This window comes from Actinomycetospora soli (genome assembly GCF_021026295.1).
Classification (GTDB): domain Bacteria; phylum Actinomycetota; class Actinomycetes; order Mycobacteriales; family Pseudonocardiaceae; genus Actinomycetospora; species Actinomycetospora soli.
Genome location: NZ_JAJNDA010000005.1, coordinates 333,569 through 347,337, shown reverse-complemented (window position 1 = coordinate 347,337; position 13,769 = coordinate 333,569). Strand labels below are relative to the sequence as shown.

Sequence of the window (13,769 nt, the reverse complement as noted above, 5' to 3'; positions counted from 1 at the left end):
CCGACACCACCCGCTTGGGTGCACGCCGACACGCTGAGGAGACACGCCTACGCTGGTGCTCGCCATGGCCGATCCGAGCACCTACCGCCCCGCCCCGGGAACCATCCCGGAGGCGCCTGGCGTCTACCGGTTCTCCGACGCGGGCGGCCGCGTGATCTACGTCGGCAAGGCCAAGAGCCTCCGCAGCCGCCTGAACTCCTACTTCGCCGACCTCTCCGGGCTGCACCCGCGGACGCGCCGGATGGTGACCACCGCGGCCGCGGTGCAGTGGACGGTCGTCTCCACCGAGGTCGAGGCCCTCCAGCTCGAGTACAACTGGATCAAGGAGTACGACCCGCAGTTCAACGTCCGCTACCGCGACGACAAGACCTACCCGGTCCTCGCGGTGACGCTGAACGAGGAGTACCCGCAGCTCAAGGTGTACCGCGGCCCCCGTCGCAAGGGCGTGCGCTACTTCGGCCCCTACGCGCACGCCTGGGCCATCCGCGAGACGCTGAAGCTGCTCACCCGCGTGTTCCCCGCGCGGGTGTGCTCGCCGGGCGTCTTCAAGCGGCACGGCCAGATCGGCCGGCCCTGCATGTTCGGCTACATCGGCAAGTGCGCCGCCCCGTGCGTGGGGCGGGTGTCCGCCGAGGAGCACCGCCAGATCGTGCTGGACTTCTGCGACTTCCTCGCGGGCCACACCGACCAGCTGATCAACCGCATCGAGAAGGACATGCAGGCCGCGTCGGCCGAGATGGACTTCGAGCGGGCCGCCCGGCTGCGCGACGACGCCGGGGCCCTCAAGCGGGTCGTCGAGAAGCAGGCCGTGGTGCTCGGCGACGGCACCGACGCCGACGTCGTGGCCTTCGCGCTCGACCCGCTCGAGGCCGCCGTCCAGATCTTCCACGTGCGCGGCGGCCGGGTGCGCGGGCAGCGCGGCTGGGTGGTCGAACGCGGCGAGGAGGACTCCCTGGAGGTCCTCACCGGCCAGTTCCTCTCGCAGTTCTACGGCGAGCAGGCCGCGCTCGCCGGCTCGGCCGACGACGCCGTGCAGCCCGTGCCGCGCGAGGTGCTCGTCCCCGCCCTGCCGGACGACCACGCCGCGCTCGCCCAGTGGCTGACCGGGCTGCGCGGCAGCCGCGTCAGCCTGCGGATCGCGCAGCGCGGCGACAAGCGCACGCTGGCCGAGACCGTGGAGCGCAACGCGAAGGAGGCGCTCACCCAGCACAAGCTGAAGCGGGCGGGCGACCTCACGGCGCGTAGTGCGGCCCTGGAGGAGATCCAGGAGTACCTGGAGCTCGACTCGGCGCCGCTGCGCATCGAGTGCACCGACGTCAGCCACGTGCAGGGCTCCGACGTCGTGGCGAGCCTCGTCGTGTTCGAGGACGGGCTGCCGAAGAAGTCGGACTACCGCCGGTTCGCGATCCGCGGCGGCGCGGAGGGCGGCGACGTCGCGGCGATCGCCGAGGTCGTCCGCCGCCGGTTCCAGCGCTACCTGCGGGAGACCGCGGAGGAGAACGAGCACGACCCGACGACGACGTCGTGCTCGGGCGAGACCCCCGACGGCTCCCCGGCGAGCGGCGAGATCGACCCGGTGGCCATCGACGGGCCGCTGCCGGGCATCGACCCGACGACGGGCCGCCCGCGGAAGTTCGCCTACGCGCCCAACCTGCTCGTCGTCGACGGCGGCGCCCCGCAGGTCGCGGCCGCTCAGGAGGTGCTCTCCGAGCTCGGCATCACCGACGTCGCGGTGTGCGGCCTCGCGAAGCGCCTCGAGGAGGTGTGGCTGCCGGGCGAGGACATGCCGGCGATCCTGCCGCGCACGTCCGAGGCGCTCTACCTGCTGCAGCGCGTGCGCGACGAGGCGCACCGCTTCGCGATCACCTACCACCGCCAGAAGCGCTCGACCCGCATGACGGCCTCCGAGCTCGACGGGGTGCCGGGGCTCGGGTCGGCCCGCAAGACCGCTCTGATCAAGCACTTCGGGTCCGTGAAGAAGCTGCGGGCGGCGACGGTCGAGCAGATCACCGAGGTACCCGGCGTCGGGAAGCGGACCGCGGAAGCGGTGCTCGACGCCCTCAATCACCACCAGGGGGAGGCGTCGTGACCGACGGGGGGAACGCACCCGACGGCGGGGTGGAGGTCGCGATCATCACGGGCGTCTCGGGGGCGGGGCGCAGCACGGCGGCGAAGGTCCTCGAGGACCTGGGGTGGTTCGTCGTCGACAACCTCCCGCCCGAGCTGCTCGAGACCGTGGTCGACCTCGGCGCGCGGTCGCAGGGGCAGGTGACCCGGATCGCCGTCGTGATGGACGTGCGCAGCCGGGCCTTCACCGCCGACCTCGGCGCCGCGATCAAGGAGCTCGACACCCGGGGCGCCCGCCCGCGGGTGGTGTTCCTCGACGCCGACGACAGCGTGCTGATCCGGCGCTTCGAGTCCAACCGCCGCTCGCACCCGCTGCAGGGCGACGGCCGGCTCGTCGACGGGATCGACGCCGAGCGCGAGCTGCTCGCGCCGCTGCGCGACCTCGCCGACCTCGTCGTCGACACCTCGAACCGGTCGGTGCACGAGCTGCGCAAGGCGATCGAGGAGGCGTTCCACGAGAGCGCCGCCGAGGTGACCTCCAGCGTCACCGTGCTCTCGTTCGGCTACAAGCACGGGCTGCCGCAGGACGCCGACCTCGTCGTCGACGTGCGCTTCCTGCCCAACCCGCACTGGATCCCCGAGCTGCGCGAGCACGACGGGCGCGAGGCCGTGGTCAGCGACTACGTGCTCACCCAGGAGGGCGCCGCCGAGTTCGTCGACCGGTACCTGGAGCTGCTGCGCATCGTCGGGGTCGGCTACCGGCGGGAGGGCAAGCGCTACCTGACGGTGGCGATCGGCTGCACGGGCGGCAAGCACCGCAGCGTGGCCATCGCCGAGGAGATCGCCCGGCGCATGGCGGGCGAGGACGGGGTGCGGGTGACCGTCTCGCACCGGGACGTGGGCCGCGAGTGAGCGGCACCAACGGCCGGACCAACGGCGAGGGACCCGGCTCCCCGTTCCGCGCGACCGCGCTCGGCGGCGGCCACGGCCTGCACGCCACGCTCCGGGCGCTGCGCCGGCTCACCGACGACGTGACCGCCGTCGTGACGGTCGGCGACGACGGCGGGTCCTCCGGGCGCATCCGCCGCGAGCTCGACATCCTCCCGCTGGGCGACCTGCGGATGGCCCTGGACGCGCTCGCCGAGCGCGACCACGCCGGCCCGACCGACATGTCCGCCTGGCGCCGGCTCTTCGAGCACCGCTTCGGCGGCTCGGGGGCCCTGGCCGGCCACGCGGTCGGCAACCTCGTGCTCGCCGGGCTGCTCGACGTGCTCGGCGACCCGGTCGCGGCGCTCGACGAGGCGTGCCGGCTGCTCGGGGTGCGTGGGCGGGTGCTACCGATGAGCACCGTGCCGGTGGACATCGAGGCCGACGTGACCGGGCTCGGCATCTCCTCCTCGGCCGCGCGCGACGACGACGTCGCCCACCGGATCCGCGGCCAGGTCGCGGTCGCGACGACGCCCGGCCACGTCCGGCAGGTCCGGCTCGTGCCGCGGCGGCCGAAGGCGTGCGCGGAGGCCGTCGCCGCGATCCGCTCGGCCGACGTCGTGACCCTCGGCCCCGGGTCGTGGTTCACCAGCGTCATGCCGCACCTGCTGGTGCCCGAGCTGTTCGCCGCGCTCACCGAGACCGACGCCCGCCGCGTCCTGGTGCTCAACCTCGCCCCGCAGCCGGGGGAGACCGCGGGCTTCTCGCCCGAGCAGCACCTCGACGCGCTGGCCGAGCACGCCCCGCGGCTGCGGCTCGACGTCGTGATCGCCGACCCCGACGCGACGCCGGAGCCCGACCGGCTCCGCCGCGGCGCCGAGGCGTTCGGCGCGACCACCCTGTTCACCGCCGTCGGCGAACCCGACGGCGCCCCGCGCCACGACGCCGTCGCACTGGCCGGGGCCCTGCGGGAGGCGGCGGGCAGTGCCGCCTCGCGCGAGCGCGTGCCCGACGACGAGTGGGACGCGCGAGTCGAGACCTGGGGGAGAGCGGCACGGCGCCGGTTCGGAGCGGACGTGTTCTTCACGCCCACCGACGGCACCTACCGCCACGACGAGGAGGACCTACGGTGGCCATGACCGCTGCGGTGAAGGACGAACTGAGCCGGCTCGCCGTCACGAAGACCTGCTGCCGGCGGGCCGAGGTGTCGGCCCTGCTGCGGTTCGGGGGTGGCCTGCACATCGTCAACGGCCGCGTCGTCGTGGAGGCCGAGCTCGACACGGGCAACGCCGCACGCCGCCTGCGCCGCGAGATCCACGAGCTCTACGGCCACCAGCCCGAGGTGCACGTGCTCTCGCAGGGCAACCTGCGCAAGGGCACCCGGTACGTGGTCCGCGTCGCGGCCGACGGCGACTCGCTCGCCCGCCAGACCGGCCTGCTCGACCCGCGCGGTCGCCCGGTGCGCGGGCTGCCGCCGCAGGTCGTCTCCGGCGGGGTGTGCGACGCCGAGGCGGCGTGGCGCGGCGCGTTCCTCGCCCACGGCTCGCTGACCGAGCCGGGCCGCTCGTCGGCGCTCGAGATCACCTGCCCGGGCATGGAGGCCGCGATGGCGCTCGTGGGCGCGGCCCGCCGGCTCGGCGTGGCCGCGAAGGCGCGCGAGGTGCGCGGCGCGGACCGTGTCGTGGTCCGCGACGGCGACGCCATCGGCGCGCTGCTCACCCGCATCGGCGCCCACTCCTCGGTGCTGCAGTGGGAGGAGCGCCGGATGCGCCGCGAGGTGCGCGCGACGGCGAACCGCCTGGCGAACTTCGACGACGCGAACCTGCGCCGCTCGGTCAAGGCGGCCGTGACCGCCTCCGCCCGGGTGAACCGCGCCCTCGAGCTGCTCGGCGACGAGGTGCCCGACCACCTGATCACGGCCGGCCGCCTGCGCGTGCAGCACGAGCAGGCCTCGCTGGAGGAGCTCGGCCAGCTCGCCGACCCGCCGATGACGAAGGACGCGGTCGCCGGGCGCATCCGCCGGCTGCTCGCGATGGCCGACAAGAAGGCCAAGGACCTGCGCGTGCCCGACACCTCCGCCGCGGTCACCGCGGACATGGAGGAGGACGACATGGTCGAGGTCCCCGCAGGCCGCGAGCACTGATCCGTCCGCACCCGGACCTGCTGGTCAGCGGCCGGGGTGAGGCGCTCGCGACGATGCGTGCCCCGCGTCGCCTTCGTTAGGGTCGGGCCTGCCAGCACGAACACCCGAAGAGACAGGACTGCGCGTGACCATCAAGATCGGCATCAACGGCTTCGGCCGGATCGGACGCAACGTCTTCCGCGCGCTCGAGGTCCAGCGCGCCGCCGGTACTGCCGACATCGAGGTGCTGGCGGTCAACGACATCACCGACAACAAGACGCTCGCGCACCTGCTCAAGTACGACTCGGTGCACGGTCGCTTCGACGGCACGGTCGAGTACGACGACTCCGCGCTGATCGTCAACGGCACCGAGGTCAAGGCCTTCGCCGAGCGCGACCCGGCCGACCTGCCCTGGGGCGACCTGGGCGTCGACATCGTCATCGAGTCCTCCGGCATCTTCACCGACGCCGACTCGGCCGGGAAGCACCTCAAGGCCGGCGCCAAGAAGGTCGTCATCTCCGCCCCGGCCAAGGGCGAGGACCTGACGGTCGTCATGGGCATCAACGACAAGGCCTACGACGGCTCGCAGAACATCCTCTCCAACGCCTCCTGCACCACGAACTGCGTGGCGCCGATGGCGAAGGTCCTGCACGACGCGTTCGGCCTGCAGACCGGCTTCATGACGACCGTGCACGCCTACACCGGCGACCAGCGCGTCCACGACGCCCCGCACAAGGACCTGCGTCGCGCCCGCGCCGCCGCGGTCAACATCATCCCGACGACGACGGGTGCCGCCCAGGCGACCGCCCTCGCGCTGCCCGAGCTCGAGGGCAAGCTCAACGGTGTCGCGATGCGCGTGCCGGTGCCGGACGGTTCGGTCACCGACCTCACCGCGACGCTCGACCGCGAGGTCACCGCCGAGGAGGTCAACGAGGCCTTCAAGAAGGCGGCCGAGGGCGAGCTCAAGGGCGTGCTGGTCTACACCGAGGACCCGATCGTCTCGACCGACATCGTCGGCACCCCGGCGTCGTGCACCTTCGACTCCGGGATGACGAAGGTCCTCGGCGGCAACACCGTCAAGATCATCGGCTGGTACGACAACGAGTGGGGCTACTCGAACCGCGTCGTGGACCTGACCACGCTCGTGGGCTCGAAGCTCTGATGAAGACCGTCGACGACCTCGTCGCGGAGGGCGTGCAGGACCGCTACGTCCTCCTGCGTGCGGACTTCAACGTCCCGCTCGACGGCTACTCGATCACCGACGACGGCCGCATCCGTGCGGCCCTGCCGACGATCACGAAGCTGCTCGGGGCGGGCGCCAAGCTGCTGGTGACGGCCCACCTGGGCCGGATCAAGGACCCGGAGCCGCTGGGCCGCGACAAGCGGTCCAGCCTCGCGCCGGTGGCCGGGCGGCTCGGGCAGCTGCTGGACCAGCGGGTGTCGCTGGCCGAGGACGTCGTCGGGCAGTCGGCCCGCGACGTCGCCGGCGCGCTGACCGCGGGCGGCGTCGCGATGCTCGCCAACGTGCGGTGCGAGCCGCGCGAGACCGGCTCGGCGTCCGAGCGCGACGCGCTGGCCGCCGAGCTCGCCGAGCTGGTGCCGGGCGGGGCGTTCGTGTCCGACGGGTTCGGCGTGGTGCACCGCGAGCAGGCCTCGGTCTACGAGATCGCCCACAAGCTCCCGGCCTACGGCGGCGACCTGGTCGCCCGCGAGACCGAGGTGCTGCGCCGCCTGACCGGTGACCCGGCGCGGCCGTACGTGGTGATCCTCGGCGGCTCGAAGGTCTCCGACAAGCTCGCGGTGCTGACCAACCTGCTGCCGACGGTCGACACGCTGCTGGTCGGCGGCGCGATGTGCTTCACGTTCCTCGCGGCCGAGGGCCACGACGTGGGCGGGTCGAAGCTCGAGTCCGACCAGATCGAGACCTGCCGGGACCTGCTGTCGCGGTACCCCGACACGCTGGTGCTCCCGGCCGACGTGGTCGTCGCCGACGCCTTCGCGGCCGACGCGGACACCCGCACCGTGCCGGTGAACGAGATCCCCGAGGGCTGGATGGGGCTCGACGTCGGGCCGGAGACGGTCCGCCTGTTCGGCGAGAAGCTCACCGACGCCGCGACCGTGTTCTGGAACGGGCCGATGGGCGTGTTCGAGATGGAGCCGTTCGCCGCCGGGACCACCGGGGTGGCGGAGGCCGTGGCCGACTCGCCCGCGTTCTCCGTGATCGGCGGCGGCGACTCGGCGTCGGCGATCCGCGCCGCCGGGCTCGACGAGGAGCGCTTCGGGCACATCTCCACCGGCGGCGGCGCCTCGCTCGAGTTCCTCGAGGGCAAGGACCTGCCCGGCATCGCCGTGCTCGAGGAGGGCTCCTGAGATGGCACGCACGCCGCTGATCGCCGGCAACTGGAAGATGAACCTCAACCACCTCGAGGCGATCGGGGTGGTCCAGAAGCTCTACTTCGGGCTGCCGACGAAGTACTACGACCACGTCGACGTGGCCGTGTGCCCGCCGTTCACCGACCTGCGCAGCGTGCAGACGGTGATCGACGCGGACTCGATGCCGATCACCTACGGCGGGCAGGACTGCTCGCCCGAGGAGTCCGGCGCGTTCACCGGGGACGTCTCCGCGGCCATGCTGAAGAAGCTGGGCTGCACGTGGGTGGTGCTCGGGCACTCCGAGCGCCGCACGATCCACGGCGAGGACGACGCCCTGGTCGCCCGCAAGGTGGCCAAGGCCCTCGAGCACGACCTGATCCCGATCCTCTGCCTCGGCGAGGGGGAGGACGTCCGCGAGGCCGGGAACCACGTCTCGCACTGCACCGCCCAGCTCGACGGCTCGTTGACGGGCCTGTCGTCGGAGCAGGTCGGCCGCGTGGTGATCGCGTACGAGCCGGTGTGGGCGATCGGCACCGGGAAGACCGCCACCACGCAGGACGCCCAGGAGGTCTGCCGGGCGCTGCGCGAGCGGCTGCGGGAGGTCCACGGCCCGGCGGTGGCCGACGCCGTGCGCATCCTCTACGGCGGGTCGGTCAAGTCCGGCAACGTCAAGGAGCTCGTGGCGCAGGCCGACGTCGACGGCGCGCTCGTCGGCGGCGCGTCCCTGGACCCGGAGGGCTTCGCCGAGCTGTGCGCCCTCGCGGCGGGCGGCCCCCTGTAGGGCCCCGCCGCCGCCCGTCCTGAGCGAAGGGCCCCTTCCGTCGATCTAGTCGACCGAAGGGGCCCTTCGGTCGTTCCGGGCCGTGCCGCCCGTGGACCGCACGGCCCACCTGTTCATGCTCGGACCCGCTCCGGTCGGGCCACGTCGTTTCCGGGCGGCCCGGTGATCGTTGGGAAGAGTGACCCCGGACCCTCCGGTCGGAGGGGCCGGGTAGTGTGACGCACGAACGCCCGCCCCGCATCCGGGGCGAGGAGAGACCTGGAGGTCACGGAGCCCGCGATGCGACTGTTCCTGGAGATCCTGCTCATCGTGTCCAGCGTGCTGCTGGTGCTGCTCGTGCTGCTGCACCGCGGACGGGGCGGTGGTCTCTCGTCGCTCTTCGGCGGTGGGGTGCAGTCGAGCCTCGCCGGCTCCAGCGTGGTCGAGAAGAACCTCGACCGGCTCACCCTGTTCGTCGGTGCGATCTGGTTGATCGCGATCGTCGGGACGGGCCTGCTCATCAAGATCGAAGGTTGACCGACCCGGACCCACACCCCGGGCTCGTGACGATGCGGAGGTAGCGCCGACATGGCCACTGGCAACGCGATCCGGGGGACCCGGGTCGGGTCCGGTCCGATGGGCGAGTCCGAGCGGGGCGAGAGCGCGCAGCGCGTCGTCGTCTCGTTCTGGTGCTCCAACGGCCACGAGACCCGGCCGTCGTTCGCCCACGACGCGGAGCTGCCCGTCACGTGGGACTGCCCGCGCTGCGGCCTGCCCGCCAACACCGACATGAAGAACCCGCCGCCCGCGCGGCGCACCGAGCCGTACAAGACGCACCTCGCGTACGTGAAGGAGCGCCGCAGCGACGCCGACGGCGAGGCGCTCCTCGAGGAGGCGCTCGCGAAGCTCCGCGCCCGTCGCGGGGAGAACTGACGTTCTGACAAGGTGTCCGGTGTGACCGCCGCCGAGATCACCGACACCCGTTTCTCGTTGAGCCAGGCCGAGATCCCCTCGGCCTGGTTCAACGTCGCCCCGCACCTCTCCAGCCCGCTGGACCCGCCGTTGCACCCCGCGACGCGCGAGCCGGTCGGCCCGGACGACCTCGCCCCGCTGTTCGCCGGGGAGCTCATCGGCCAGGAGATGTCGGCCGACCCGTGGATCGACATCCCGGGCGAGGTGCTCGACGTGCTGCGGCTGTGGCGGCCCACACCCCTGATCCGGGCCCGGCGGCTCGAGGCGGCGCTGAAGACCCCCGCCCGCATCTACTTCAAGGACGAGTCGGTCTCGCCCGCCGGCTCGCACAAGCCCAACTCGGCCGTGCCGCAGGCGTTCTACAACGCCCGCGAGGGCATCAAGCGCCTGTCCACCGAGACCGGCGCCGGCCAGTGGGGCACCGCGCTCTCCTTCGCCTGCGCGCAGTACGACCTCGAGTGCGCGGTCTACATGGTGCGCAAGAGCTTCGAGCAGAAGCCGTACCGCAAGGTCATCATGGAGACCTGGGGCGGCACCGTGGTCCCGTCGCCGATCGACGACCCCTCGAACGCCGGCTCCCTGGGCTCGGCGATCTCCGACGCCGTGCGCGACGCGGTCGGCCGCGACGACACCCACTACGCGCTCGGCTCGGTGCTCAACCACGTGCTGCTGCACCAGACCGTGATCGGCCTCGAGGCCCAGCAGCAGCTCGCGCTCGCCGGCGAGACCCGACCCGACGTCGTGATCGCGCCCTGCGGGGGCGGCTCGAACCTCGGCGGGCTCGCCCTGCCGTTCCTGCCCGACCCGTCGGTCCGGCTGCTCGCGGCCGAGCCCGCGTCGTGCCCCACCCTGACCCAGGGCACCTACGAGTACGACTTCGGCGACACGCAGGGCCTGACGCCGATGATGAACATGTACACGCTCGGCCACGACTTCATGCCGCCCGGCATCCACGCCGGCGGGCTGCGCTACCACGGCGACTCCCCGATCATCTCCAAGCTCGTCCACGAGGGGCGGATGGAGGCGGTGGCGCACCGCCAGCGCGCGGTGTTCGAGGCCAACGTGCTGTTCGCCCGCGTCGAGGGCAAGCTGCCCGCGCCGGAGGCCGGGCACGGGATCGCGTCGGCGATCGCCGAGGCGAAGGACGCGGCCGAGAAGAACGAGGAGCGGGTCATCCTCTTCAACTACTGCGGCCACGGCCTGCTCGACCTCAAGGCGTACGAGGACTACCTCGCCGGTGACCTCGGCGAGGAGCCCGAGCAGGCCTGATCCTTCCCGACGTCGGGTCGGTCGGGTCAGGCGCGCGCGGTCACCACCGCGTAGGGCGCCTGCACGTCGACCGGCCCGCCGTCGGGGGCGAACACCCGCTCGATGGCGGTGAACATGTCGTCCGCCCGCTCGCCGGCCGCCGCGGCCGAGGCGATGTGGGCGGGGGAGTGGTGGCGGAAGAACGTCGTGAGCTCGGCGGGGGAGCCGAAGCGCCACGGCAGCGTCCGGGTCTCGGTCGCGACCTCGGTGAACCCCGCCGCCCGGACCGCCTCGCCCGTCGTCCACACCGAGCCGTGGAAGCGCCTCGGGGCCCCGTCGGGCGGTGCCGGCATGAACTCGGCCATCACCGCCCCCATCCGACCGACGACGCCGTCGGGGTCCCAGGCGGTGTAGGCCAGGGTGCCGCCGGGGCGCAGGAGGCGGCGGACCTCGGCGAGGGCGGGCGCGGCGTCGACCGCGAAGATCAGGCCGAAGTTGGAGAGCACGACGTCGGCGGAGCCGTCGTCGAGCGGTACCGCCGCGAGGTCGCCCTCGAGCCACGTGACGGGGAGCCCGGCGGTGCGTGTCCGGCCGGCCGCCACCATCACCGGGGACACGTCGAGCGCCGCCACGGCGATCCCACGCCGTGCCACCTCGACGGCGATGCTGCCGTGGCCGGCCGCCAGGTCCACGACCCGATCGCCGGCCCGCAGGCCCGCCGCGTGGAGGAGGACCGGCCCCGCCGGGGCGAGCAGGTCGCCGAGCGGGCCGTAGTCGCCGCGGTCCCAGACCGCCCGTGCCGCGTCAGTCACGCGCCCTATCGAACATGATTGCCGTTTGCCGGGGAAGCGTCGATCCCGACGGGGCGCGGCTCGACCAGCGAGGTCTTGATCACCGCCGTGACCGTCGACCCCCGCTCGATCCAGAGTTCGAGGACCCGGTCGAGGTCGGCCACGTCGCGGACCTGGATGCGCACCAGCAGGCAGTCCTCGCCGGTGATCCGGTGCGCCTCGACCACCTCGGGCGTGCGGGCCACGATCTGCTCGAGGGCCTTGCCCTGCCCCAGCGCGGGCCGGACCCGCACCCAGGCACCGATCGGGTAGCCGACCGCGGCGGGGTCGACGTCGAGCCGGTACCCGCGGATCACGCCGGCGCGCTCGAGGCGCTGCACCCGCTCGGTGACGGCGGGCGCGGACATCCCGACGACCCGTGCGAGGGCGCTCATGGACAGCCGCGGGTCCTCCGCGAGGGCCCGCAGGATGGCCCGGTTGACGTCGTCGAGGAGGCCCCTGTCGTTCTCCAGGTGAACGCGGGCCCGCGGTTCCAGGGTTGAAGTCACCTGGCCACTATGTCCGTGGATCACCCATGTCGTCCAGCCCCGTGACCTCGCAGGATGGAGGCATGTCAGACGACGGTGGTGAGCGCGGCGGCCGGGGCGGAGCCCAGCGAGGCCCACGCGGCGGCGAGCCGCTCCACGGCGTCGTCGAGCACGTCGACCCGGTGGGTGTACGGCACGCGGAGGAAGCCCTCGAAGGCACCGCCGATGCCGAACCGGGGCCCCGCGGCGAGGTGCAGCCCCTGGCGCGCCGCGGCGTCGACGAGCGCACTGGACCGGGCCGCGCCCAGGTCGATCCAGGTGGAGAGCCCGCCCGTCGGGCTGGGCACCGTCCACTCGGGGACGGCGCGCCGCAGGGCCGCGACCAGGTGGTCGCGCTGCGCGGCCGCCGCCGCCCGGCGCTCGGGCAGCAGGTCGTCGAGGCGCGCGAGCAGCGCGGTCGCCACCAGTTGCTCGAGGACGGGCGAGGCGATGTCGTCGGAGGCCCGGCTGGTGGCGATGCGCCGCAGGACGGCGCGCGGGCCGCGCATCCAGCCCATCCGCAGGCCGCCCCAGACGGTCTTGCTCATCGAGCCGATGGTGAGCACGGGGGCCTCGCCGCCGGTCGTCGCCCAGGCCCCGAGCGGGGGCGGGACCGGCTCGTCGAGCCACATCTCGCGCAGGCAGTCGTCGACCACGAGGGGCACCCCGTGGCGGCGGGCCGCCGCGACGACCGCCCCGCGGGTCTCCGCGTCCATCACGGCGCCGGTCGGGTTGTGGTGGTCGGGCACGAGGTAGGCGAGGGCCGGGGACGACTCGCGCAGACCGGCCGCGAAGGCGGCGACGTCCCAGCGGGTGCGCCCGTGGGCGTCGCGGTCGAGGGCCATCGGGACCGGTCGGGCCGAGGTGTGGCGCACGAGGTCGACCGCGCCCGGGTAGGTGGGCTGCTCGATGAGCACCCGGTCGCCGGGGCGCACGAGGGCCCGGACGGCGAGGGCGTGCGCGTGCTGCGCGCCCGCCGTGACCATGACCTCGTCGGGCGCCGTCGGCAGCCCCTGCGCGGTGAGGCGCTCCGCGATCGCGGCGCGCAGCAGCGGGGTGCCGAGCAGGTCGTAGCCCGGCCCGACGAGGTGGGTGGGCAGCGCGGCCAGGGCCTCGGCGCCGGCCGCGGTCATCGCCTCGATCGGGGCCGCGGGCGCGGCGTGCGCCAGGTCGATCACTCCGCTGGGCAGGTCCGGCGGCACGGCGAAGGCGCCGCTGGGCGCGAACGGGGCGGGCGAGGCGGTCGGCGTCCCGGCCGGGAGCGCCGTCCAGGTGCCGGAGCCACGGCGGCGCAGCAGGTGCCCGCTCTCCCGGAGCTGCTCGTAGGCCGCGGCGACCGTGCCCCGCCCGATCCCGAGGGCGAGGGCCAGCTCCCGCTCGCTCGGCACCCGGGTCCCGACGGCGAGCCGGCCGTCGCCCAGGAGCGTGCGGATCCGGCCCGCGAGCGCGGCGTAGCCCACCGGCCCGTCGGCGAACTCGCCGAGCTGGCGGACGAGCGCGAGCCCCCCGAGGTGCTGTTCCACCGGTCACCTGCCACTTCTGCCACTCGGCCTGCCACTGGCCTGTCAGTGGCCGTGGCAGACCTGTCAATTCCCAGCCACTCTAGATGTACCACCTCCTGACGACGAAGGAAGTCATCATGTTCGAACTGGTCATCGTCCTGGTCGCCCTCGCGGCCGTGGCCGCTCTCGTCAGCCGGTACGGCGCCGACAGCCGCTTGAACGACACCGCGGACCACCGCGACCCCGCCCTGCCCCGGGGCCCGCAGTACAGGCACACCCCGGTCTCCGACCTCCGCCTGGTCGCCGCCTTCGCCCGCCGGGTGGCCGCCCAGCGCCAGGCGTGGGCCGCGTACGACCGGTCGCTGCGGCCGTGGGAGACCCAGCGCAGCTCCGTGCGCCCGGTCGGCTGAGCACGCCCGCCGGGAAGACACGAACGGCACT

The 13,769-nt window shown here is 73.6% G+C and carries 14 protein-coding genes; 11 read left to right on the top strand and 3 right to left on the bottom strand.

The genetic code is table 11. From position 1 onward, the window contains the following. Positions 1–64: 64 nt before the first annotated feature. From uvrC to LN037_RS10775, 10 genes are all read left to right on the top strand, one after another. On the top strand, positions 65–2,089 hold the full coding sequence (uvrC, locus tag LN037_RS10820) for an excinuclease ABC subunit UvrC (protein ID WP_230751936.1): 2,025 nt from the start codon (positions 65–67) through the stop codon (positions 2,087–2,089). Next, entirely contained in the window at positions 2,086–2,979 is an 894-nt protein-coding gene (gene rapZ / locus LN037_RS10815; RefSeq protein ID WP_230751935.1) for an RNase adapter RapZ, read from the top strand. Before uvrC ends, rapZ begins: the two co-directional genes overlap by 4 nt. Then, complete coding sequence (locus tag LN037_RS10810; protein ID WP_230751934.1) at positions 2,976–4,133, top strand: gluconeogenesis factor YvcK family protein; 1,158 nt, start codon at positions 2,976–2,978, stop codon at positions 4,131–4,133. Before rapZ ends, LN037_RS10810 begins: the two co-directional genes overlap by 4 nt. After that, positions 4,124–5,137: a DNA-binding protein WhiA gene (gene whiA, locus LN037_RS10805; protein ID WP_230751933.1), complete on the top strand. Its 1,014-nt coding sequence runs from the start codon at positions 4,124–4,126 to the stop codon at positions 5,135–5,137. The genes LN037_RS10810 and whiA overlap by 10 nt, the downstream gene beginning before the upstream one ends. Positions 5,138–5,261: 124 nt before the next feature. Next, on the top strand, positions 5,262–6,278 hold the full coding sequence (gap, locus tag LN037_RS10800) for a type I glyceraldehyde-3-phosphate dehydrogenase (RefSeq protein WP_230751932.1): 1,017 nt from the start codon (positions 5,262–5,264) through the stop codon (positions 6,276–6,278). Beyond that, complete coding sequence (locus tag LN037_RS10795) at positions 6,278–7,486, top strand: phosphoglycerate kinase (protein ID WP_230751931.1); 1,209 nt, start codon at positions 6,278–6,280, stop codon at positions 7,484–7,486. Before gap ends, LN037_RS10795 begins: the two co-directional genes overlap by 1 nt. 1 nt (position 7,487) lies before the next feature. Then, positions 7,488–8,270, top strand: a complete 783-nt coding sequence (gene tpiA / locus LN037_RS10790) for a triose-phosphate isomerase (RefSeq protein ID WP_230751930.1) — start codon at positions 7,488–7,490, stop codon at positions 8,268–8,270. 279 nt (positions 8,271–8,549) lie between these two features. After that, the gene (gene secG / locus LN037_RS10785; protein WP_018333624.1) at positions 8,550–8,786 is read left to right on the top strand and encodes a preprotein translocase subunit SecG; all 237 of its coding nucleotides are present in this window, start codon (positions 8,550–8,552) and stop codon (positions 8,784–8,786) included. 51 nt (positions 8,787–8,837) lie between these two features. Then, the gene (locus tag LN037_RS10780; protein ID WP_230751929.1) at positions 8,838–9,182 is read left to right on the top strand and encodes an RNA polymerase-binding protein RbpA; all 345 of its coding nucleotides are present in this window, start codon (positions 8,838–8,840) and stop codon (positions 9,180–9,182) included. 21 nt (positions 9,183–9,203) lie between these two features. Continuing rightward, positions 9,204–10,490 (top strand): TrpB-like pyridoxal phosphate-dependent enzyme, encoded by a 1,287-nt coding sequence (locus LN037_RS10775; protein WP_230751928.1) that lies wholly within the window; start codon positions 9,204–9,206, stop codon positions 10,488–10,490. Positions 10,491–10,516: 26 nt separating this feature from the next. Here the strand turns inward: LN037_RS10775 and LN037_RS10770 are convergent, their stop codons facing one another. The 3 genes from LN037_RS10770 to yczR form a co-directional block, all read right to left on the bottom strand. Further along, positions 10,517–11,281 (bottom strand): class I SAM-dependent methyltransferase, encoded by a 765-nt coding sequence (locus tag LN037_RS10770; protein ID WP_230751927.1) that lies wholly within the window; start codon positions 11,279–11,281, stop codon positions 10,517–10,519. Positions 11,282–11,286: 5 nt separating this feature from the next. Continuing rightward, positions 11,287–11,808, bottom strand: a complete 522-nt coding sequence (locus LN037_RS10765; RefSeq protein WP_230751926.1) for an Lrp/AsnC family transcriptional regulator — start codon at positions 11,806–11,808, stop codon at positions 11,287–11,289. A gap of 65 nt (positions 11,809–11,873) precedes the next feature. Then, on the bottom strand, positions 11,874–13,349 hold the full coding sequence (gene yczR / locus LN037_RS10760) for a MocR-like transcription factor YczR (RefSeq protein WP_230751925.1): 1,476 nt from the start codon (positions 13,347–13,349) through the stop codon (positions 11,874–11,876). A 116-nt stretch (positions 13,350–13,465) separates the two neighbouring features. Between yczR and LN037_RS10755 the strand changes: the two genes are divergently transcribed. After that, positions 13,466–13,738 (top strand): hypothetical protein, encoded by a 273-nt coding sequence (locus LN037_RS10755; RefSeq protein ID WP_230751924.1) that lies wholly within the window; start codon positions 13,466–13,468, stop codon positions 13,736–13,738. The last annotated feature ends 31 nt before the right edge of the window (positions 13,739–13,769 follow it).